Genomic DNA, 19,643 nt, shown 5'->3' on the forward strand with positions numbered 1-19,643 from the left:
TGTCAGGCCGCCAGGAATGCCTCGATGGCGTCGGCGAGGGCCTTCGGGGTCTCCTCCGGGGCGTAGTGGCCGGCGTCGGGCAGCACTTCGAGGCGGGCGTTGGGGTACCAGCGCAGCCAGGTGGCCTCCATCGCCTCCTTGCCGAGCGCCGGGTCGTGGGCGCCGACGACGAGCAGGACGGGGGCCGGGTTGTCGCGGACCCGCTCGTGGAAGTCGGTGCGGGACCAGGAGTCCAGGTAGGCGCGGAAGGCGGTCGCCGAGGAGCGCCGCACCGAGCGGTCGACGAGGCCGCCGAGCCAGTCGTCGCCGTACCGGCCGCCGGTGGTGTTGTCGATGATGGCCCGGCGGTTGCCGTGGTGCTCGGCGGCCCCGGCGAAGAGCTCCCAGGTCTCCGGGTCGAGCGGGAAGCCGGCCGCGGAGACCGGGGAGATCCCCACGATGGAGCGCACCCTGTCCGGCGCGTCGAGCAGCATCAGCTGGGCCGCCTTGCCGCCCATGGAGTGCCCGATGACCGAGAAGGAGTCCCAGCCGAGGTCGTCGGCGACGGCGAGGGCGTCCGCGGCGACCTCCTCCATGGTGTACGCACCGTCGGCGTCGATCGCCTCCCCGTAACCGCGGCAGTCGAGGAAGGCGTAGGATCCGGCGCCGTCGTCGAGCTCGGCCCGCAGCGGGGCGAAGCTGGTGCGGTCGCCGAACCAGTTGTGCAGCACGAGCGCGCGGTGCGGACCGCTGCCCTGTACGTCGTACGGAAGAACCCGGCCGGTCATCAAGCCCCCTGGTCGCGAGGTGGTGGGGCTGCGCGCCCGCCGCGGCAGCCGAGGACCGAGTCTGGCGAGCCCCCGGAAGGCGGGTCAATGGGTCCGGTGCACGGTTCACACGTTCGTACCTCCGGATGCGTGGGCCGTGCGGGCCGGAGCATCCTGGCTGTGTGACGTCGTACGGCGCGGCCGGTCCCGCCCCGTCGGCCGAGGCCGGCCCCCCGTCCCGGGGCGCCGGCGTCGACGGGCGGGTGCCCGACGCCCTGGCGCTGGTCCTCACGGAGGCGGCGCTGCGGGCGGTGGAGGCGGTCGGCGGCTACGCGGGCGGGGTCTATCTCCAGTCCGGTACGCCGGGGCTGCTGCGGCTCGCGATGCTGGCGGGGCTGCCGGGGCCGCTGTTCCGCCCATGGTGGCGGATGCACGTGAACCGGCCGTTCCCGGTGGCGGAGGCGCACCGGTCCGGGCAGCCGGTGCACCTGGGGGACGTGGAGGAGGCCATGCGGCTCTTCCCGCAGATGGTGGCGAGCCTGCCGTTCGCCTTCGCCTCCCTGTACGCGCCGGTCATCGGCGGCCGGGAACGGTACGGGGTGCTGGTGGTGCTGCGGGCCCCGACGCCGGGGGTGCCGGTGCCCGCGCGGGACCGGGGCCGGATGCTCCAGGAGGCGCGGCTGCTGGGGGCGGAGCTCGCGGCCCTGGAGGCGGCCGGGACGAAGGTGGAGTGGCCCGGCGAGCCGGTCGGGGTCCAGCTGCCGACCCGGACGTCGCCGCCGGTACGGATCGGCTACTTCGACTGGAACCTGGACACGGGGACGGTCACGGCCGACGCGGGACTGCGGGCGATCCTGGGTGAGACGATCCCGTTCCCCTGGACCGTCGACGCGCTGACCTCCCGGCTCATGCCGGAGGACTCGTACGCGCTGTGGGCGCTGGCCCGGCAGGCGGCGGGCTCGGGCGGTCCGGCGGCGCGCCGGATCCGGCTGAAGGGGCCGGACGGCGGGCTGCACCTGCTGGAGGTGACCGCGCGCACGGTGCCGGGCGCCGGCGGGGGGAAGGTCCTGACCGGGTCGCTGGTCGACCTCGGGACCGGGCTCGTCGGCTCGGACGCGACCGACCGGCTGCCCCGCGCGATCCTGGCGATCGACCGGCTCGGCCGGATCACCTACGTCAACGACCGGACGGAGTCGCTGCTCGGCATGCCGCGCCGCGCCCTCGCCGGGCGTCCGCTGTGGGACGCCCTGCCGTGGTTCGCGCACCCGTACCACGAGGAGCAGTTGCGCGGGGCGCTGCTCTCGGACCGGCCGACGCACTTCCTGGCCCACCCGGGGCACGGCGAGTGGCTGTCGGTGTCGCTGTATCCGGGGCACGACGGGGTGACGATGGTGCTGGTGCCGGAGAGCGATCCCGCCCACCGGCCGGCGGGCGCCCAGGCCGACGGGCTCGCCTCCCTGGAGGGGCGGGCCGAGGCCCTCTACCGTCCGGTGGCGCTCGCCATCGCGCTCTCGGAGGCGGTGACGGCCCGGCAGGTGTCGGCGGTGGTCACCGAGGAGCTCCTGCCGGCCTTCGGCGGCCGGCAGCTCGCCATCTACCTGCTGAGCGAGCGGCATCTCTACCTGGCCTGGGAGACGGGATTCCCGAAGGGTTTCCTGGAGCCCTTCGACGGGGTGCGGCTGGACGCGCGGGTGCCGGGGGTGGAGACGCTGACGACGGGCCGCCCGCTGTTCTTCGAGTCGATGGAACAGCTGGGCGCGGCCTATCCGGGGCTGCCGATGGACACGAACACGGGTGCGCGGGCCTTCCTGCCGCTGATCGCCTCGGGGCGGCCGGTGGGTTCGTGCATCCTCGGCTTCGACCGTCCGAGGGGCTTCACCGCCGAGGAGCGGACGGTGCTCACGGCGCTGGCCGGTCTGATCGCCCAGGCCCTCGAACGGGCCCAGCGTCACGACTCCGAGGCGGCCCTCGCCCGCGGACTGCAGGACGCGCTGCTCCCCCACCGGCTGCCTGTGTACGAGGGCGTGGACACGGTGGGCCGCTATCTGCCGGGCACCGAGGGCATGGAGGTGGGCGGGGACTGGTACGACGTGATCGAGACGGGCCGCCAGGGACACCTGGCCCTGGTCATCGGCGACGTGCAGGGCCACGGGGTGGCCGCCGCCGCCACGATGGGGCAGCTGCGCAGCGCGGTACGGGCGTTCGCCCTGGGCGGGCACCGGCCGCAGGACGTGATGCGGGGCACCAACCGGCTCCTGATCGACCTGGACCCGGGCCAGTTCGCGAGCTGCTGCTACGTGGTGCTCGACGCGGAGACCGGCGCCGCGCAAGCGGTCCGGGCGGGCCACCCGCAGCCGCTGGTCCGGCGGGCCGACGGCGTCACCGAGATGGTGGAGCTCGCGGGCGGTGTGGTGCTGGGGGTGGACAGCACCGCCACCTATCCGGTGACGCGGCTGCACCTCGATCCGGGCGAGGTGCTGGCGCTGTTCACGGACGGTCTGGTGGAGCGTCCGGGCACCGACATCGACGAGGGCATCGAGCGCCTGCGCCGCACCTTCGCCGCCACGGGCACCGCCGCGCTCCCCGACACCGCCGACCGTCTGATCCGCGAGGCCCGCCAGTCCGCGGACCGCCCGGACGACATCGCCCTGCTCCTGGCGGCCCGCTGGCGGCCGCACGAGCACCACGCCTGAGCACGCCACGGGGCGGCCGGTGTCACCCGCTCGGGCGTGCGGCGCTGGTCGTGGCGGCCGTGCCCGGAGAGGCTGGGACCACCGGGGGAACCGTGTCAGGCCGTCCGAGGAGGACTAGTGCAGCAGGACAAGCAGCCGGAGTACGGGCCCGTGGTCTTCCGGGACCGCTCCGCCGGGTTCGCCTTCCTGACCCGTTCCACGGCGAGCAGCGACCAGACCATCGAATGGGACGACGGCGAGACGTACCCGGTGGTGGACGTCGAGATCTCCTCCGAGAGCCACCCCTTCTACACGGGCAAGGCGCGGACGGTGGACAGCGAGGGGCGGATCGCGAAGTTCGAGCGCCGCTACGGCGAGGAGGGCTGAACCCCCTCCCATAACTGGCCAGAGGATGGCCGGTTCGCCTTCCAGGATGGGTGACACGACCGCGGCGGGGCCCTCCCGACCAGGTCGTCCCTGCTCTCCCCTCGGAAGGAATCGATCATGATCGTTGTCACCGGAGCCACCGGGAACGTCGGCCGCGCGCTGGTGGAGGCGCTGGCCGCGGCCGGCGAGGACGTCACCGCGGTGAGCCGCCGCGCCCCGGAGGTCCTGCCCGCCGGAGTGCGGCACCGGGTGGCCGACCTGGGCCGCCCGGAGGGACTGAAGGCGGTGTTCGACGGCGCCGACGCGGTGTACCTGATGGTCGCCGGGGTCGGCGAGGAGCTGCGCCCGGGCGCGATCGTGGACGCGGCGGTCGCCGCGGGGGTGCGCCGGCTCGTCCTCCAGTCCTCGCAGCTCCTCGGCACCCGGCCGGAGTCGGTGTCGCACCGCCCGCTGAGGGAGTTCGAGGCGGCGGTGCGCGGGTCCGGTCTGGAGTGGACGGTGCTGCGCCCCTCCGGCTTCGCCTCCAACGCCTTCCTGTGGGCGGAGTCCGTGCGGACCGCGCGGAGCGTCGCCGCGCCCTTCGCCGACGTGGCCATGCCGGTGGTCGACCCGGCGGACATCGCCGACGTGGCGGCGGCCGCCCTGCGCGAGGACCTCCACCACGGGCGTACGTACGTGCTGACGGGCCCGGCCGCCGTCACCCCGCGGGAGCAGGCGGAGGCGCTGGCGGGCGCGGTGGGCGCGCCGGTGCGGTTCGTGGCGCGGTCCCGGGCGGAGGCGCGGGCGGAGCTGGTGCGGTTCCTGCCGGAGGTGGCCGTGGACGGGATGCTGGACGTGATGGGCGAGCCGCTCGCCGACGAGCTGCGGGTGAGCCCGGACGTGGAGCGGGTGCTCGGGCGCCCCGGACGCCCCTTCTCGGCCTGGGCGGAGCGCAATGCCTTCGCCTTCGCGTGAGGCGGCCGCTGGGCGGCCCCGGGCCGGCGTCGGTGGCCATCGACGGTCCGGGCGGCTCCGCCCGGGCCCCGGCCCGCCCTTCAGCTGAGCGGCCGGAAGAACGCGCGCAGTTCCACGGCTACCTGATCGGGTTCCTCGAAGGCCATGAAGTGGCCGCCGCGGCCCGGGGTGCTCCAGTGCCTCAGGTCGTGGAAGACCCGTTCGGCGAGGCTGCGCGGGTAGTCGGCGTAGGCCGGTTCGTGGCTGAGGGTGACGCCGGCCGGGACCCGGACGGGCGGCACGGTCCGGTTGTGGTGGTAGTCGTAGTACTGCCGGAAGGAGGAGCCGATCGTGCCCGTCGCCCAGTAGAGGGTGGCCACGGTCAGCAGGGTCTCGCGGTCCCAGCGCTTCTCCAGGTCGCCGCCGCAGTCGCTCCAGTCCCGGTACTTGTCGGCGATCCAGGCGAGCAGCCCCGCCGGTGAGTCCCGCAGGGCCGCCGCGAGGGTGTCGGGCCGGGTGCACATGATCTCGCTGTACCCCTGGTCCCCCTCCTCGTAGGCGGCGAGGGCGTCCAGGTAGGTGCGCTCGCGGGCGGTCGGCGGCTGGACGGCGAAGTCCGCGGAGACGACGGCGGAGGTGATGTGCACGCCCGCGACCGCCTCGGGGTGCAGGGCGCCGAGCCACTGGGTGACACCGCCCCCGATGTCGCCGCCGAACGCGCCGTAGCGTGGGTAGCCGAGGGTGTCGGTCATCAGGGCGTGCCAGGTCTCGGCGGTGCCCCGGCGGGTGAACGGGCCGTCGGGGAGGTCCGAGTAGAGGAATCCGGGCAGCGAGGGGACGACGACGTCGACGGCGTCGGCGGGGTCGCCGCCGTGCGCGGCCGGGTCGGCGAGCCGTTCGGCGAGCGGCAGCATCTCGACGAAGCTGCTCGGCCAGCCGTGGGTGAGGACGAGCGGCAGCGGGGCGGGTCCCTCGGGGGCGGCCCCTCGCCGGGCGCGCAGGTGGACGAAGTGCACGGCGCGGCCCGCGATGTCGGCGCGGAACTGCGGGAAGGCGTTCAGCCGCGCCTCGGCCTCGGCCCAGTCGAAGCCGTCGGCCCAGTGGGCGACGAGTGCGCGCAGCCATCCGGGGTCGGTGCCGGCGGCCCAGTAGGTGGAGTCGGACGGCTCGGTGAAGAGCGTACGGGTGAGCCGGGCGCGCAGATCGCGCAGGACGTCCTCGGACACGGAGATCCGGAAGGGAGTGGTGTTCATGGTTCCTTCGCTGGGGAGTGCTCGACGGTGCGGGCGCTCCCTGCGCGGGTCAGCGTGACGCGGCGGTGGGGAGGGCCCGTGCGGGGTGCTGCTCGTCCATGTGGGGCTCACCTCCCGGTGCGACGTGGGTCGACGCGGCGCGTGCCGCGGACCGCTCTGTGTCCCGAACCTACCGGCCGTGGCGGCGCGGCGCATCCCGACGGGCGCCGGCGCGCGCACGGGTCACGCTCGACCGCCCCCGGGCCTGGGGCACGGGGGCGGGTCGGTGGACTGCTCGGCCGGAGCCGTGCTGTCGGGTCAGGCCTTGACGATGCCGGACGCGGCGACCTTGATCTTGGCCTTGGTGGCGCCGGACTGGGAGCCGAGGCCCTCGATCTTCTTGACGAGGTCCGAGCCCTCGACGACCTCGCCGAAGACGACGTGCTTGCCGTCGAGCCAGTCGGTCACGATCGTGGTGATGAAGAACTGCGAGCCGTTGGTGTTGCGGCCGGCGTTCGCCATCGACAGCAGGAACGGGCGGTCGTGCTTGAGGGTGAAGTTCTCGTCCGCGAACTTCTCGCCGTAGATGCTCTTGCCGCCGGTGCCGTTCTCGTTGGTGAAGTCACCGCCCTGGAGCATGAAGGAGGGGATGACACGGTGGAACGGGGAGCCCGCGTAGCCGAAGCCGTGCTCGCCGGTGGCCAGCTCGCGGAAGTTGCGCGCCGTCTTCGGGACGACGTCGTCGAACAGCTGGAAGACGATCCGGCCGGCCGGCTCGTCGTTGATGGTGATGTCGAAGTAAACGTTCTCGCTCATGAGGACATCCTGTCATTCCTCCGGCACTCCTCGCGCACGGGCCACCCCCGGCCGGGTGGTGGACCGCCCGTCGTCAGATGAGGCCGCCGGCCTCCGGAGCCTGGACGGCACCGCCGGCGCCCTGGACGGTGTCGCCGAGGAGGGAGCCGACGCCCTGGTCGTCCTGGAGGACCTGGTCCTCCTGGAGGAGGCCGGTGACGGCCTCGCCGGGGCCGGGCGCCGCGGCGTCGGCGTGCGGGGCCGGGGAGACGAGGGCGGTGACGACACCGGCGGCGAGGGAGGCGATGGCGAGCATGCTGCGCTTCTTCATGGCCTGGTCAACTGCCGAGCGGCGCCGAGGTTACGGCTCCGGTGCCCTTTCTCTCGCGCACCCGCGGCGGCGGCCCCGCCCCCGTCCCCGTACCGCGGCCGGTCAGAGGTCCTCGGCCGTCTCCACGTACACCGTCGTGCCCGTCCTGCGGGCCCGGTCGATCTCGGCGAGCCGCCGGAAGTTCCGCGGGCGCATCTCCCGCTCCCACTCGGCGAGCGTCCGGAGCCGGTACGCGCTGTGTTCCCCGGGGTCGAGGACGACGGCGGCGATCTGCTCGTCGGTCAGTTCGCCGCCGTCGAAGATGAAGCCGATGTGGTTGGCGGGCCACTGCTCTCCCCGGTCGCAGGTGAAGTGCGTGCCGAGGAGCCGCGGTTCACCCTCGTAGACCAGTCCGGTCTCCTCGCGGCACTCCCGCACCGCCGTCTCCCAGGGGGTCTCCCCCGGGTCCATGTTCCCGCCGGGCCACTGCCACAGCTCGGTCTCGTAGGTGGCGCGCAGTTGGAACGGGCGGCCCTGGGTGTCGGTGAAGTAGAGGCATGCGTACGCGGTCGCCCGCGGCAGCGTCGCGATGTACTCGGCGGGCGGCAGCCAGGTGTTCGCCATGGGCGGCTCTCTCTCGACGGAGCGATGGGATCGCCTCCATCCAAGCGGTCCGGGCGGCCCGGCCGGGCCGCGCGGGGCGGCGTCACCGGATCGTGTGATCACTTCGGCTCAGGAGGGGGGAGACCGGCCCCGTCCCGTACGCGTGGACGCGGGCACCGGTCCGGCACCGTGACCCTGAGGGGTACCCCCTGAGGTGACACCGGCCGGCGGGATTGTCGTCCGTGGTCCGATGCGGGAGGCGGGGTCCGGGCGGCACGGTGGTGTCATGATCGAAGTCAGGGACCTCACCAAGCGGTACGGCGTCACGACCGCCGTCGACTCGCTCACGTTCACCGTCCACCCGGGCCGGGTGACGGGCTTCCTCGGGCCGAACGGGGCGGGCAAGAGCACCACGCTGCGGATGATCCTGGGGCTGCACGCGCCGACCGGCGGTTCGGTGACCGTGTCCGGCCGCCCGTTCCGCTCGCTGCCCCGCGGCCTGCGGCACGTGGGCGCCCTGCTCGACGCGGGGGACGTGCACGGCGGACGGACGGCCCGGGCGCATCTGGGGATCCTCGCGCGGAGCAACCGGATCCCGCGCTCCCGGGTCGACGCGCTGCTCGACGAGGTCGGGCTCGCGGGCGCCGCCCGGCGCAGGATCGGGGGCTACTCGCTGGGCATGCGGCAGCGGCTGGGGATCGCCGCGGCGCTGCTGGGCGATCCGCCGGTGCTGCTCTTCGACGAGCCCCTGAACGGCCTGGACCCGGAGGGCGTGAAGTGGGTGCGGGGCCTGTTCCGGCGGCTGGCGGCCGAGGGGCGGACGGTCTTCGTCTCCAGTCATCTGATGAGCGAGATGGAGCACACGGCGGACGACCTCGTGGTGGTCGGCCGCGGTTCGCTCATCGCGGCGGAGAGCCTCGCCGCGTTCGCGGCCCGCGGCACGAGGCTGAGCGTCACGGTCGGCACGCCCGCGGCCGGGGCCTTGAGCGCCCTGCTCCTCGCGGAGGGCGCGGCGGTGGAGGCGGAGGACGGCGGGCTCCTCACGGTGACGGGGCTGGACGCCGCCCGGATCGGCGAGCTCGCCCTCGGCCACCGGATCCCGCTGCACCAGCTGACGACCCGTACGTCCTCCTTGGAGGAGGCGTTCATGGAACTGACCGCCGACAGCGTCGAGTACCTGGCAGGAGACGCCCGATGACCGCGCTCGCCCTTCCCGTGACGGAGCCCCGCGCCCGCTTCCGCGACCTGCTGGCGTCCGAGTGGCTGAAGCTGTGGTCGCTGCGCTCGACCGGCTGGTCGCTGCTGCTCGGCGCGCTGGTGGTGGTGGCGTTCAACGCGGGCCAGGCCTGGGACCACTACCGGTACTGGACGTCGTACGACGCCGGGAGCCGGGTCCGGTTCGTCCGGGACGGCATGGCGCTGCTGGACGCGTTCACGGGGAACGCGGGGATGGTGCTGATCCTCGCGACGGCCTCGATGGGTGCGATGACGGTGGTCGGCGAGTACAGCAGCGGGCAGATCCGCACGACCTTCGCCGCGGTGCCGGCCCGGCGGTCGGTGATGGCCGCGAAGACGTGCGTGGTGGCGGCGGTGATGACCGGGTTCGGCCTGGTGGTCGCCGGGATGTCGTTCTGGACGAGCCAGGCCATCCTGTCCGTCCACGGCGTCGGCCTGCCGATCAGCCACCCCGGGGCGGTGCGGATCGTGGTGGCCTCGGCGTTGCTGGCGCCGGTGAGCGCTCTGGCGGGGATGGCGCTCGGGACGCTGCTGCGCGGCGGCGCGGCGACGATCGTGTCCGCCGTGGTGCTGCTCCTGGTGGTGCCGGGGGTGATCAGCGAGAAGCGTCACTGGTCGGCGGTGCTGGCCCATCTGCAGCCGCAGAAGGCCTGGCAGCGTCTGCTGCAGATCGGGGACTGGCCCGCGCCGTTCCCGTGGACGGTGGGCGGGGCGTGGCTGGTGTACGCGGCGTGGGCGCTGGGCGCGGCGGCGGTGACGGTGTTCTCGGTGCAGCGCCGGGACCAGTGAGGTCAGCGGCGCCGGGGGCCGGGGCCGGCCGGGGCGCGGGCGGCCCGGCGCAGGCGGCGCGGGAGGAGGTGTTCGTGGACGAGACGGCCGGCGAGGGCGCCGCCGTACACGACGAAGCCGACGCCGACGAGCCAGGACTGCAGGACGAGGACGGTGCCGAACTGGCCGTAGGTGACGGCGTTGGAGGCGATGAGTGGCGAGAAGACGAACTGGGAGAAGATCCGCAGCCCGAGGAGGCCGAGGGCGGTCAGGACGGCGCCGGGCAGCAGGGCGCGCCAGCGGAGCCGGCCGCAGAGGAGGAAGCGCTGGGACCACCAGAAGAAGAGGAAGGTGCCGACGAGGTCGCCGAGGGCGACGAGGACGGTGACGCCGGCGGGCGAGTCCTCGGGGGCCGGGTTGGCGACGAAGAGGAGCAGGGCGGCGACGAGGACGGCGAGCCAGACGACGTGGCGCCACATGGTGTGCCAGCGGGCGGTGGGGAGGTCCCAGACGCGTTCGTAGCCGGTCTGGACGGCCGAGCCGAAGGTCACGCCGAAGGCGGCGAGGGCGGCGAGGCCGAAGGCGGTGGTGCGCTGGAGCGCCTGCCCCGGCTGGCCGAAGAGCCGCTCGACCTCCTCCTGGGAGACCTGGGAGACGCCGAGGCCCTGGACGAGCCAGCGGGCGAAGCCCTGGCCGCTGGCGAGGTCGGCGGCGGCCACCACGATGAGGAGGGGGACGAGGGTGAGCAGGCTGAGCGCGGCGAACCCCATGGCGCGGTGCATGAGTTCCATCTCGCGCCCGCGGTTCCAGGCGAGTCCGGCCGGTGAGGCGAGGACGCGTTCGTGGAGCCGGTGGAGCCAGTGGCCGTGCTCGGCGGGGGCATCGTCGTGCGGCGCACCGGATGTGGGGGGCATGTCTCGTCGAGTACCCCGCTCGTCGGTCGAACCCGTCCGGCATGCCGCCGATCGGGTGGCGTCGGGACCGGACGGGTGGAGTCGGGACCGGACGGGGGCCTCGGGCGCGGCGGGGAAGGCGGGGCGTACGGGTCAGGTGTGACGGGGGCGGGCGGCGGGGCCGGGGCGGACGGTCACCTCCTGGGGGGTGAGGGCCGGGTGGTCCTCGGCGGCGCAGACGACCTCGACGCGGACGGGGGCGCCGCATTCGGTGTGGCGGATGTCGAGGGGGGTGCCGGCGGAGTCCCCGGCGTGGCTGTCGCCCCACTGCTTGAGGGCGAGCAGCACGGGCCACAGGTCGCGCCCCTTGGGGGTCAGGCGGTACTGGGAGCGGGTGCGCGCGCCGGGCTCGCGGTAGGGCTCGGCGCGGAGGATGCCGGCGGCGACCAGCTTGCGGAGCCGGTCGGCGAGGACGGCCTCGGAGAGTCCGAGGTGGCGGCGGAAGTCGTCGTAGCGGCGCACTCCGTTGAAGGCGTCCCGCAGGATCAGCAGGGACCACTTCTCGCCGACCAGGTCGAGGGCGCGGCGGACCGGGCAGTTCTCGGTGTCCATCTCCAGGTACTGCATCGTCACACTGTAGTCAGCTGGCTGCGTTGTTGACAGTCAGCCGAGACCCCCTCTAGCTTCGATCTTGGAAGCCAGATGGGGATCACGGGCGCGCCGGGTCACCGGCGGGCCCCGGTGGGAGGAAGCGCGATGGATCGGTCACGGACGGTGCACTGGCAGGACGCGGCGGCCACCGCGGACGCCGCGGGCAGGATGGCGGGCCTGGACTTCCTGCGCGAGATCGCCGCGGGCCGGCTCCCCGCCGCCCCGCTCGGCGCCCTGCTGGGCTTCCGACTGGACGAGGTGGAGCACGGCAGGGCCGTGTTCGGCTTCGAGCCGGGCGAGGAGCACTACAACCCGATCGGCAGCGTGCACGGAGGCGTCTACGCGACGCTGCTCGACTCGGCGGCCGGCTGCGCGGTGCACTCCACGCTCCCCCAGGGCACGGCGTACACCTCGCTGGACCTGTCGACCCGCTTCCTGCGGCCGATCACCAAGGACACCGGCAAGGTCCGCGCGATCGGCACGGTCCTCAGCCAGGGCCGGCGCACGGCGCTCGCCGAGGCGGGCCTGTACGACGCCCAGGACCGGCTGCTCGGTCACGCGACGAGCACCTGCATGATCTTCCCGGCGGGCTAGGGCCCGTCGTCGAACCGGTGGGCTGGAGCCCGTCGTCAAACCGGTGGGCTGGGGCCCGTCGTCGAACCGGTGGGCCAGGGCCCGCCGTCGAACCCCCCTCGCCGCCCGGACGGTCCGTCAGCAGCGTATGCGGGTGCGGGTGCAGTGGTCCGGGGCCGGGTCGTGGGCCGGATAGGGCTCGCCGGTCGCCTGGAGGGCCGCGCTCACCAGGGTGGCCAGCAGGTCGATGTCCGAGCCCATGTCCAGCCGGACCGTCACCCAGCCGGAGCCGGCCCGCAGGCGCAGCGCGCTCGACCCGAGGAGGGCCGGGCGCAGCCGGGCGATCATGGCACGGGTGAGGTGGACGTCGGCCTCGTGTTCACTGTGGAAGTGCACGATCTCCTGCGTCGCGGTGCGCAGTCCGAGCTCGGCGCCGCAAGGAGCACGGTCGGCGACCAGCGAGGGCCAGCTCATCAGGCGTTCACTGGCGTGCCTGGCTGTGTTCATACGAGGAGCGTGCCCCTCCCCCGGGGGCGTGCACAAGCGTCCTGCGGAAAGAATCCCGCCGAGGCGCAAAACAGTCGACTCCGGTCAGGGCGCGGGACGTTCGCGAACCCGGGCGGCGAGTACCGCGACGTCGTCCTCCGCGGTGTGCGCGTCGAGCCGGCGCAGCACTTCGTCGACGACGGCCTCCGGGCCGGATCCGGCCGGTAGGCGGAGCGCGGCGAGCCGGGCGAGGGAGTGGTCGATGTCCTCGCCGCGCCGTTCGACGAGGCCGTCGGTGAACATCAGCAGGGTGTCGGCCGGGGTGACGGTGCGCACGACCGGTTCGTAGCCGCCGAGGCCGGTGCCGAGCGGCGGGCCCACCGGGAGGTCCACGAGTTCGGCCGAGCCGTCGGCGGTGAAGACGACCGGCGGGAGGTGTCCCGCGCTGGCGAAGGTCGCCGTGGAGCGGGCCGGGTCGACCTGGATCAGCAGGCAGGTCGCGGGTCTGCGGCCCTCGTCCTCGGCGACGACGGCGTCGAGTTGGCGCAGCACCCGGTGCGGGGGCAGGTCGGTGGCGGCCACCTCGCGCAGGGCGCTCCGGTAGGCGTTCATGTCCACGGCGGCGTCGAGGCCGTGTCCCATCACGTCGCCGACCACGAGCAGGCTGCGTCCGAAGTGGAGCCGCACGGTCTCGAACCAGTCGCCGCCGACGAGGGTGCGCGGACCGGCCGGGAGGTAGCGCCCGGCGATCTCCAGGTTGGGGTGCGGCCGGCCGGGCTCGGCGACCAGGGCGCGTTGCAGGTGCAGCGCGGTGGCCTCGGTGGCGGCCAGCCGGCGGGCGTGGCCGAGGTGGAGGGCGGCGAGCCGTACGGCATGGGCGACGACGGCGCTCTCGTGCGCCGTGAACGCGCGGCCGGTCCTGGCCACCCGGACCCGTCCCAGGTCCGCCCCGTCCCGCGCGAGTACCGGCAGCACGAGCACGGCGGGTGCGGGGGATCCGTCCAGGAGCCCGGTGTCACCGGCCGCCGCGGCCCGCCGCGGCGGGCCGCCGTCGGGGGCGCGGAGGTCGACGGCCACCGCGTCGGCGACCCGGCGGATCAGGAAGGCGGCCAGCTCGGCGCAGACGGTCCGCTCGTCGAGCGCGGTGCCGATCTCGGCCGCCGCGTGCTCCATGGCGTCGAGCCGGGCCAGGACGGCCTCGTACTCCCCCTCCGGCCAGGGCCGCTCCCCCGCTCGCTCCGCCACCGCACCTCCACCGCCGTTCCTCGCACTCCCATTCCATCAGCGGCCCGCGCGTGGCGCGCGCGGCACCCCCCGGACCAGCGCGGGGTCACCCTCCGTGAGGCCGGGGCAGGGGCGACTCCGCACCGGTCGCGGGCCCGGGCCCGGCCGGGCCCGCCGGCCGACGTTCGGTGCCGACACCGGACGCACCGGAGGACTCCCCGGGTACCCTGCCACTACTGACCGGTAACTCGCGTGTATCTCCGGGGGGAACAGCAATGACGACCGGGTACTTCCACTCCGTCGACGAGGTCGCCGAGCGGCTCGCCGCCACCGGCTATCTGGCCTCGCCCGACGTCGCCACCACCGTGTTCCTCGCCGACCGGCTCGGCAAGCCGCTGCTCGTCGAGGGGCCCGCCGGGGTCGGCAAGACCGAGCTCGCCAAGGCGGTCGCCCAGGTCGCCGGAGCACGCCTGGTCCGCCTCCAGTGCTACGAGGGCGTCGACGAGTCCCGCGCCCTGTACGAGTGGAACCACGCCAAGCAGCTGCTGCGGATCACCGCGGGCCGCGGCGAGAGCTGGGACGAGGCCCGCACCGACATCTTCGGCGAGGAGTTCCTGCTCCCCCGCCCGCTGCTCACCGCGATCCGCTCCGACGAGCCGACGGTGCTGCTCATCGACGAGACCGACAAGGCCGACGTCGAGGTCGAGGGGCTCCTGCTGGAGGTGCTGAGCGACTTCCAGGTCACGGTGCCCGAGCTCGGCACCATCTCCGCCACCCGGCGCCCCTTCGTCGTCCTCACCTCCAACGCCAGCCGCGAGCTCTCCGAGGCCCTGCGCCGGCGCTGCCTCTTCCTCCACATCGGCTTCCCCGAGGAGGAGTTGGAGCGGCGGATCGTCCGGGAGAAGGTGCCCGGCATCGACGAGGCCCTCGCGGCCTCGGTGGTACGGGTCGTGGGCGCGCTGCGCGCGATGGACCTGCGCAAGGCGCCCTCGGTCGCGGAGACCGTCGACTGGGCCCGCACCCTCCTCGCGCTCGGCGCCGACACCCTGTCCGACGAGGTCGTGCGCGGCAGCCTCGGCGTGATCCTCAAGCACCAGGAGGACATCCTGAAGGCGGCGGCCAAGCTGGACCTGGACGCGCGGTGACCGCCGCCGACCGGGTCACCGGCCTGGTGCGGGCGCTGCGGGCGCACGGCTTCGGGATCGGCACGGGCGAGACCGTCGACGCGGGACTCGCCCTCGAAGCCGTCGGCTTCGAGGACCGGGAGCGGATGCGGGCGGCGCTGGCCGCGACCCTCCTGCACGGCGCGGACCACCGGCCCGTGTTCGACCGGGTCTTCGACCTGTACTTCCCGCTCGTCGACGCGCTGCCGGACACCGGGACCCCTGGGCGCACGGGGACGGAGGGTGACCCGGCGGGCGCGGGCACGGAGGACGAGGACGGTGCCACGTCCGCCGACCGCCCCGCCGATCCCGCCGGCCTGCGCGAGCGGCTCCGCGAACGGCTGGCCGCCGCGCTCGCGGCCGGCGACGACGCGGCGCTGAGCCGGCTGGCCGCCGAGGCGGTCGGCGGACTCGGCGGATACGGCTCCTCCCCCGGGTCGGACGGCTGGTCCTCGTACCAGACGCTGTCCCGGCTGCGGCCCGAGACGCTGCTCGTCCGGGTCCGCGCGCTGCTGCGCGAGGGCGCCGACGCGGCGCCGGAGTTCGCGGACCGGCTGACGGACGACGAGATCCGGCGCCGCATCGAGGGCTTCCGCGCCCGCGTGCGCACCGAGGCGCGCCGCCGGGTGGCCGAGCGGCAGGGCCGGGACCGGGTGGCCCGCCGGGCCGTCGGCACGACGCCCGACCGGATCGACTTCCTGCTCGCCGGCCGGGACCAGCTCGACGAGCTGCGGCGTACGGTGCGCCCGCTGGCCCGGCGGCTCGCGACCCGGCTCGCGGCGCGCCGCCGCAAGGCCGCGCGCGGGGAGATCGACCTGCGGCGGACCCTGCGGCGCTCCCTGTCTACCGGTGGCGTGCCGATGCGCCCGGTGCTGCGGCAGCGGCGGCCCGGACGGCCCGAACTGGTGCTGCTGTGCGACGTCTCGGGCTCCGTCGCGGGCTTCGCGCACTTCACGATGCTGCTGGTGCAGGCGCTGCACGATCAGTTCAGCCGGGTCCGGGTCTTCGCCTTCGTCAACCGCACCGACGAGGTGACGGACCTGGTGGCCCGGGGCCGGGCGGACCCGGCCGGGCTCGGCGAGCGGATCCTCGCCGAGGCGACGGTGACCGGCTGGCACGGGCAGAGCGACTACGGGACGGCGCTCGACGAGTTCACCGAGCGCTATCCGGGCGCGCTGGGCCCCCGTACCGTCGTGTTCGTGCTCGGTGACGCCCGCACCAACAACAGCGACCCCCGGCTCCCGGCCCTCGCGCTGATCGCCGAGCGGGCCCGGCGGGTGTACTGGCTCAACCCCGAGCCGCGCTCGCTGTGGTCGACCGGCGACTCGGTCGCCCACGCCTACGCCGAGCTCGTCGACATGCGCCCCTGCCGGGACGCCCGGCAGCTCGGCGAGGTCATCGGCCGCCTGCTCCCGGTCTGAGCTCCGCCCGCTCCGCCGCACCGGGTAGCGTGAGGCGCATGGAACTCTCGGGTGAGATCACCGCCGGCCGTCCCCTGCTCGTCCTCGCGGTCAAGGAGGAGGCGCAGTACCTCGACACGGATCTGCCGATCCTGCTCACGGGCATGGGCAAGGTCAACGCGGCGGCGGCGCTCTCCAGCGTGCTCGCCCGCGGACCGCGCCCCTCCGAGGTCGTCAACCTCGGCACGGCGGGCGCGCTGCGCCCCGGCTGGAGCGGCACCCACGTCGTCGGCACGGTCATCCAGCACGACCTGGACGGCGAGCTGCTCGCCACCCTCACCGGCGAGACCTACGGCGCGCCGCTCACCCTGCCCGCCGGCGGCGACGTGGTCCTCGCCACCGGTGACACCTTCGTCTCGGACGAGGCCGCGCGGATACGGCTGGCCGCCCGGGCCGCCCTGGTCGACATGGAGGGGTACGCCCTGGCCAGCGCCGCCGGCCTCGCCGGGGTCCCGGTCCGCCTGGTGAAGCACGTCAGCGACGAGGCGGGCGAGGGAGCGGCCCGCAGCTGGCGCGAGTCGGTCGCCGACTGCGCCCGCGCGCTCGCCGAGTGGGCGGCGGCGAACACGCCGTACCGGGCGTAGCGGAGGGACCGGCCCCGCCCGAACGTCCGCCAGTCAGAACCACCTTGACAGCCCGGAACCGTGCCTGCCTAAGCTGGGGCATCCCCTTCCGGACCCTGGAGGCTCCCGTGCCCGCACCCCTCGCCGCGCCGCGTCGCGGTCGTGGTGTCGTGTGGGCGGGGGCTCTGCTGAGCTGCCGGCGGCATGTCGACTTCTGCCGCACCGCCTCCGCCATCTGTCCTTCCGCACACCGCTGAATCCCACCCCGTCACCGCGCCCGCGCGGTCTCGGGCCGGCGTCCGCCGTGCCGTGCCCTCACGGCTCCGGGCGGTGCGCCGTCGCGTTTCGCCGTGTCGTTCCGGAAGGACCCCCATGCCTCACCCTGCCCTGCACCTGGCCGTCGAGATCGACGGTGACGGTGCCCATCCCGCCGCGTGGCGCCGTGCCGCCCACGCCCCTGGTGAGCTGCTCACGCCGCGCCGGATCGCCAAGGTCGCGGCCGTCGCCGAGAACGCCGGGTTCACCCTCGTCACCCTCGACGACTCCGTCCTGCCGCCCGCCTCGGCCGCCGCCGGGGGCCCCGCGGGGCGGATCGGGGCGGTGGAGCGGGCCGCGTTCATCGCCGCGTCCACCAGCGTGATCGGCGTCGCGCCGGTCCTCGCGACGACCTACGCCGAGCCGTTCCACGTCTCCACCCGGATCGCCTCGCTCGACCACGTCTCGGTGGGCCGGGCCGGCTGGGTGCTCGGCGTGGAGGAGAGCGCCGAGGCGGCCCGCGCCTGGGGGCGGCCCCTCGTCGAGGGCGAACCGGCGCTGCGCCGCGAGGCCCTGGACGGGCTCCGGGTGGCACGGGACCTGTGGGACTCGTGGGAGGACGACGCCGTCATCCGGTCCGTCGCCACGAGCCGCTACCTCGACCGTGAGCGGCTGCACTACGTCGACTTCGAGGGCGAGACGTACAGCGTGAAGGGCCCGGCGATCGTGCCGCGCCCGCCGCAGGGCAGGCCCGTGGTGTTCGCGCCGGCCGGGCTCGTCCCGCCCGGGCTCGTCGACGTGGCGCTCGTCGAGGGCTCCTCGCCCGCGCGGCTCGGCGAGGCCGCCGCGGCCTCGGGCGCGCCGCTCGCCTTCGCCGAGCTCGAGATCGCCCTGGACACCCCGGGCGAGACGGCCGCCGAGCGGATCGCGGACCTGGACCGGTTCGCTCCCTGGGACGAGCAATCGGGCCGGCCGCCCGGCCGCCTGCGGTACACCGGCTCCGCGCAAGGGCTCGCCCATCTCCTGGAGGAGTTGAGCGCCCTGGTCGACGGGGTGCGGCTGCACCCGCTGGTCCTCGACGAGGACCTGGCGGTGCTCTCCCGGCTCGTCCTGCCCGAGCTGTTCGTACGGCGGGTGGCAGCGCGTCCGCTGCCCGGCAGCACCCTGCGCACCACCCTCGGACTCCCCCGCCCCGAGAGCCGCTTCGCCACCACGGCCTCCGCCACCACCACGCTCGCCACCACCACCCGGGAGGGGAACCGATGACCGGCACCGACCCGCAGGACGTCCCCCGTCCCGACGCCCAGCTGCACTTCGGCGTCTTCTTCCAGGGCGTCAACCACTGGACCATCTGGTCCGACCCCGCGAGCGGCTCGCAGATCGACCCGGCCTCCTTCCGGAAGGTCGCCCAGACCGCCGAACGCGGCCTGTTCGACGCCTTCTTCCTCGGCGACGGGCTGCGGCTGCGCGAGACCGACGGGCACATCCACGACCTGGACGTCGCCGGGCGCCCCGACTCCCTCGCGCAGCTCGCCGCGCTCGCCGCCGTCACCCACCGGATCGGCCTGGTCTCCACGTCCAACACGACCTTCAACGAGCCGGGCGACCTCGCCCAACGGCTGGCCGGGCTCGACCTGCTCTCCGAGGGCCGGGCCGGCTGGAACGTCGTGACCACCGACAACGCCTGGACCGGCGCCAACTTCCGGCGTGGCGGCTTCCTGGACCACGCCGACCGCTACCGGCGCGCCGAGGAGTTCCTGACCGTGGCCCGCGCCATCTGGGACGGCTGGGCGGACGGCGCGGTGACCGACTCCGTCGAGGCCCGCACCTGGTCCGTGCCGGGCACGATCGGCCGGGTGCGGACGGCGGGCGCGCAGTTCGACGTCGACCTGGTCCCGACGCTGCCGCGCAGCCGGCAGGGGCATCCGGTGATCTTCCAGGCGGGCGATTCGCCGGACGGCCGGGACTTCGCGGCCCGCAACGCGGACGTGATCTTCTCCGCGCACGGGCGCGACTTCGACGACGCGCTCGGCTTCGCCGAGGACATCCGGCGGCGGCTGCGCGCGGCGGGCCGGCCGGAGGACGCGCTGCGGATCCTGCCGGCCACCGAGATCGTGATCGGCGCGACCGAGAAGGAGGCGGAGGAGAAGGCCCGCTGGGTGCGGCTGGAGCAGGTCACCCCGGCGACGGCGCTGGCCGTCGTGAGCCGGCTGTGGAACATCGACCTGTCGGAGCGCGACGCCGACGGGCCGCTGCCCGCCGAGGACCCGGTCGTCGAGGAGAACACCGGGGCGTTCGGCTCGGCCCGGGTCGCGGACCCGCGGGGCGTGGTCGCCGAGTGGCGGGCGAAGGCCGAGGCCAACGGCTGGTCGCTGCGGGAGGCCGTGATCGAGCTGGGCCCCCAGCGCGGGCACGTGGGCACCGCCGCGGGGCTCGCCGACCGGTTCGCCCACTGGGTGCGGCACGGGGCCCTGGACGGGTTCAACGTCTCGCCGTACCTGATCCCGGACGGCCTGGACGACATCGTGGACCTGCTGGTCCCGGAGCTCCAGGAGCGCGGGGCGTACCGCACGGCGTACACGGGGACGACGCTGCGGGAGCACCTCGGGCTGGCCCCCCTGGCCTGACCCCTTCGGCCGGAAGCCCTTCTTGCGCGGGATACCCCCAGGGGGTACAAATGGATCAACGGAATA

General features: G+C 74.6%; 20 protein-coding genes. 11 read left to right on the top strand and 9 right to left on the bottom strand.

The genetic code is table 11. The features are described from left to right. Positions 1 to 2: 2 nt before the first annotated feature. A complete protein-coding gene (locus AB0Q96_RS18395) occupies positions 3 to 767 on the bottom strand; it encodes an alpha/beta hydrolase (protein WP_365326596.1) in 765 nt (254 codons plus the stop codon). Positions 768 to 892: 125 nt separating this feature from the next. Here AB0Q96_RS18395 and AB0Q96_RS18400 point away from each other — a divergent pair, with 125 nt between their 5' ends. From AB0Q96_RS18400 to AB0Q96_RS18410, 3 genes are all read left to right on the top strand, one after another. Beyond that, a complete protein-coding gene (locus AB0Q96_RS18400; protein ID WP_365326599.1) occupies positions 893 to 3,439 on the top strand; it encodes a SpoIIE family protein phosphatase in 2,547 nt (848 codons plus the stop codon). A 117-nt stretch (positions 3,440 to 3,556) separates the two neighbouring features. Then, positions 3,557 to 3,805, top strand: coding sequence for a type B 50S ribosomal protein L31 (locus tag AB0Q96_RS18405; RefSeq protein WP_365326601.1), 249 nt, complete (start codon positions 3,557 to 3,559; stop codon positions 3,803 to 3,805). Between the two features lie 117 nt (positions 3,806 to 3,922). Next, positions 3,923 to 4,759, top strand: a complete 837-nt coding sequence (locus AB0Q96_RS18410; RefSeq protein WP_365326603.1) for an NAD(P)H-binding protein — start codon at positions 3,923 to 3,925, stop codon at positions 4,757 to 4,759. An 80-nt stretch (positions 4,760 to 4,839) separates the two neighbouring features. Here AB0Q96_RS18410 and AB0Q96_RS18415 read toward each other — a convergent pair whose 3' ends face one another. From AB0Q96_RS18415 to AB0Q96_RS18430, 4 genes are all read right to left on the bottom strand, one after another. Then, the gene (locus AB0Q96_RS18415) at positions 4,840 to 5,991 is read right to left on the bottom strand and encodes an epoxide hydrolase family protein (RefSeq protein ID WP_365326605.1); all 1,152 of its coding nucleotides are present in this window, start codon (positions 5,989 to 5,991) and stop codon (positions 4,840 to 4,842) included. Between the two features lie 297 nt (positions 5,992 to 6,288). Next, positions 6,289 to 6,786: a peptidylprolyl isomerase gene (locus tag AB0Q96_RS18420; protein ID WP_365326607.1), complete on the bottom strand. Its 498-nt coding sequence runs from the start codon at positions 6,784 to 6,786 to the stop codon at positions 6,289 to 6,291. Positions 6,787 to 6,859: 73 nt separating this feature from the next. Further along, positions 6,860 to 7,096 (bottom strand): hypothetical protein, encoded by a 237-nt coding sequence (locus tag AB0Q96_RS18425; protein WP_365326608.1) that lies wholly within the window; start codon positions 7,094 to 7,096, stop codon positions 6,860 to 6,862. A 102-nt stretch (positions 7,097 to 7,198) separates the two neighbouring features. Continuing rightward, the gene (locus AB0Q96_RS18430; protein WP_365326610.1) at positions 7,199 to 7,699 is read right to left on the bottom strand and encodes an NUDIX domain-containing protein; all 501 of its coding nucleotides are present in this window, start codon (positions 7,697 to 7,699) and stop codon (positions 7,199 to 7,201) included. A 265-nt stretch (positions 7,700 to 7,964) separates the two neighbouring features. Between AB0Q96_RS18430 and AB0Q96_RS18435 the strand changes: the two genes are divergently transcribed. Together AB0Q96_RS18435 and AB0Q96_RS18440 are read left to right on the top strand one after the other, a co-directional pair. Then, positions 7,965 to 8,876, top strand: coding sequence for an ATP-binding cassette domain-containing protein (locus AB0Q96_RS18435; protein WP_365326612.1), 912 nt, complete (start codon positions 7,965 to 7,967; stop codon positions 8,874 to 8,876). Next, complete coding sequence (locus tag AB0Q96_RS18440; RefSeq protein ID WP_365326614.1) at positions 8,873 to 9,703, top strand: ABC transporter permease; 831 nt, start codon at positions 8,873 to 8,875, stop codon at positions 9,701 to 9,703. The genes AB0Q96_RS18435 and AB0Q96_RS18440 overlap by 4 nt, the downstream gene beginning before the upstream one ends. A 2-nt stretch (positions 9,704 to 9,705) precedes the next feature. Here the strand turns inward: AB0Q96_RS18440 and AB0Q96_RS18445 are convergent, their stop codons facing one another. Both AB0Q96_RS18445 and AB0Q96_RS18450 read right to left on the bottom strand, forming a co-directional pair. Continuing rightward, the gene (locus tag AB0Q96_RS18445; RefSeq protein ID WP_365326616.1) at positions 9,706 to 10,596 is read right to left on the bottom strand and encodes a YhjD/YihY/BrkB family envelope integrity protein; all 891 of its coding nucleotides are present in this window, start codon (positions 10,594 to 10,596) and stop codon (positions 9,706 to 9,708) included. A 132-nt stretch (positions 10,597 to 10,728) separates the two neighbouring features. Continuing rightward, a complete protein-coding gene (locus tag AB0Q96_RS18450) occupies positions 10,729 to 11,202 on the bottom strand; it encodes a helix-turn-helix domain-containing protein (protein ID WP_365326618.1) in 474 nt (157 codons plus the stop codon). Positions 11,203 to 11,331: 129 nt separating this feature from the next. Between AB0Q96_RS18450 and AB0Q96_RS18455 the strand changes: the two genes are divergently transcribed. Further along, positions 11,332 to 11,820: a PaaI family thioesterase gene (locus tag AB0Q96_RS18455; RefSeq protein WP_365326620.1), complete on the top strand. Its 489-nt coding sequence runs from the start codon at positions 11,332 to 11,334 to the stop codon at positions 11,818 to 11,820. Positions 11,821 to 11,937: 117 nt separating this feature from the next. On the opposite strand, the gene AB0Q96_RS18460 is transcribed toward AB0Q96_RS18455, so the two are convergent. Both AB0Q96_RS18460 and AB0Q96_RS18465 read right to left on the bottom strand, forming a co-directional pair. Further along, positions 11,938 to 12,306 (bottom strand): luciferase family protein, encoded by a 369-nt coding sequence (locus AB0Q96_RS18460; protein ID WP_365326622.1) that lies wholly within the window; start codon positions 12,304 to 12,306, stop codon positions 11,938 to 11,940. Between the two features lie 84 nt (positions 12,307 to 12,390). Next, positions 12,391 to 13,530 carry a PP2C family protein-serine/threonine phosphatase gene (locus AB0Q96_RS18465; RefSeq protein WP_365326624.1) on the bottom strand — a complete coding sequence of 380 codons (1,140 nt, stop codon included), beginning with the start codon at positions 13,528 to 13,530 and terminating at the stop codon, positions 12,391 to 12,393. 254 nt (positions 13,531 to 13,784) lie between these two features. Here AB0Q96_RS18465 and AB0Q96_RS18470 point away from each other — a divergent pair, with 254 nt between their 5' ends. From AB0Q96_RS18470 to AB0Q96_RS18490, 5 genes are all read left to right on the top strand, one after another. Then, positions 13,785 to 14,654 carry a MoxR family ATPase gene (locus AB0Q96_RS18470; protein ID WP_365326626.1) on the top strand — a complete coding sequence of 290 codons (870 nt, stop codon included), beginning with the start codon at positions 13,785 to 13,787 and terminating at the stop codon, positions 14,652 to 14,654. Beyond that, positions 14,651 to 16,093, top strand: a complete 1,443-nt coding sequence (locus AB0Q96_RS18475; protein WP_365326628.1) for a VWA domain-containing protein — start codon at positions 14,651 to 14,653, stop codon at positions 16,091 to 16,093. The genes AB0Q96_RS18470 and AB0Q96_RS18475 overlap by 4 nt, the downstream gene beginning before the upstream one ends. 38 nt (positions 16,094 to 16,131) lie before the next feature. Continuing rightward, entirely contained in the window at positions 16,132 to 16,716 is a 585-nt protein-coding gene (locus tag AB0Q96_RS18480) for a nucleosidase (protein WP_365326630.1), read from the top strand. Between the two features lie 351 nt (positions 16,717 to 17,067). Further along, positions 17,068 to 18,216: an LLM class flavin-dependent oxidoreductase gene (locus AB0Q96_RS18485; protein ID WP_365326632.1), complete on the top strand. Its 1,149-nt coding sequence runs from the start codon at positions 17,068 to 17,070 to the stop codon at positions 18,214 to 18,216. Next, entirely contained in the window at positions 18,213 to 19,577 is a 1,365-nt protein-coding gene (locus tag AB0Q96_RS18490; RefSeq protein ID WP_365326634.1) for an NtaA/DmoA family FMN-dependent monooxygenase, read from the top strand. Before AB0Q96_RS18485 ends, AB0Q96_RS18490 begins: the two co-directional genes overlap by 4 nt. The last annotated feature ends 66 nt before the right edge of the window (positions 19,578 to 19,643 follow it).

Source organism: Streptomyces sp. NPDC093111 (assembly GCF_040683955.1).
In the GTDB taxonomy this organism is placed as follows: domain Bacteria; phylum Actinomycetota; class Actinomycetes; order Streptomycetales; family Streptomycetaceae; genus Streptomyces.

Excerpts from the sequence above, each read along its gene's own strand:
- AB0Q96_RS18435 (WP_365326612.1), top strand. The coding sequence starts at position 7,965 with ATGATCGAAGTCAGGGACCTCACCAAGCGGTACGGCGTCACGACCGCC.
- AB0Q96_RS18395 (WP_365326596.1), bottom strand. The coding sequence starts at position 767 with ATGACCGGCCGGGTTCTTCCGTACGACGTACAGGGCAGCGGTCCGCAC.
- AB0Q96_RS18425 (WP_365326608.1), bottom strand. The coding sequence starts at position 7,096 with ATGAAGAAGCGCAGCATGCTCGCCATCGCCTCCCTCGCCGCCGGTGTC.
- AB0Q96_RS18460 (WP_365326622.1), bottom strand. The coding sequence starts at position 12,306 with ATGAACACAGCCAGGCACGCCAGTGAACGCCTGATGAGCTGGCCCTCG.
- AB0Q96_RS18470 (WP_365326626.1), top strand. The coding sequence starts at position 13,785 with ATGACGACCGGGTACTTCCACTCCGTCGACGAGGTCGCCGAGCGGCTC.
- AB0Q96_RS18415 (WP_365326605.1), bottom strand. The coding sequence starts at position 5,991 with ATGAACACCACTCCCTTCCGGATCTCCGTGTCCGAGGACGTCCTGCGC.
- AB0Q96_RS18480 (WP_365326630.1), top strand. The coding sequence starts at position 16,132 with ATGGAACTCTCGGGTGAGATCACCGCCGGCCGTCCCCTGCTCGTCCTC.
- AB0Q96_RS18420 (WP_365326607.1), bottom strand. The coding sequence starts at position 6,786 with ATGAGCGAGAACGTTTACTTCGACATCACCATCAACGACGAGCCGGCC.
- AB0Q96_RS18440 (WP_365326614.1), top strand. The coding sequence starts at position 8,873 with ATGACCGCGCTCGCCCTTCCCGTGACGGAGCCCCGCGCCCGCTTCCGC.
- AB0Q96_RS18445 (WP_365326616.1), bottom strand. The coding sequence starts at position 10,596 with ATGCCCCCCACATCCGGTGCGCCGCACGACGATGCCCCCGCCGAGCAC.
- AB0Q96_RS18410 (WP_365326603.1), top strand. The coding sequence starts at position 3,923 with ATGATCGTTGTCACCGGAGCCACCGGGAACGTCGGCCGCGCGCTGGTG.
- AB0Q96_RS18450 (WP_365326618.1), bottom strand. The coding sequence starts at position 11,202 with ATGCAGTACCTGGAGATGGACACCGAGAACTGCCCGGTCCGCCGCGCC.
- AB0Q96_RS18400 (WP_365326599.1), top strand. The coding sequence starts at position 893 with ATGCGTGGGCCGTGCGGGCCGGAGCATCCTGGCTGTGTGACGTCGTAC.
- AB0Q96_RS18455 (WP_365326620.1), top strand. The coding sequence starts at position 11,332 with ATGGATCGGTCACGGACGGTGCACTGGCAGGACGCGGCGGCCACCGCG.
- AB0Q96_RS18430 (WP_365326610.1), bottom strand. The coding sequence starts at position 7,699 with ATGGCGAACACCTGGCTGCCGCCCGCCGAGTACATCGCGACGCTGCCG.
- AB0Q96_RS18490 (WP_365326634.1), top strand. The coding sequence starts at position 18,213 with ATGACCGGCACCGACCCGCAGGACGTCCCCCGTCCCGACGCCCAGCTG.
- AB0Q96_RS18485 (WP_365326632.1), top strand. The coding sequence starts at position 17,068 with ATGCCTCACCCTGCCCTGCACCTGGCCGTCGAGATCGACGGTGACGGT.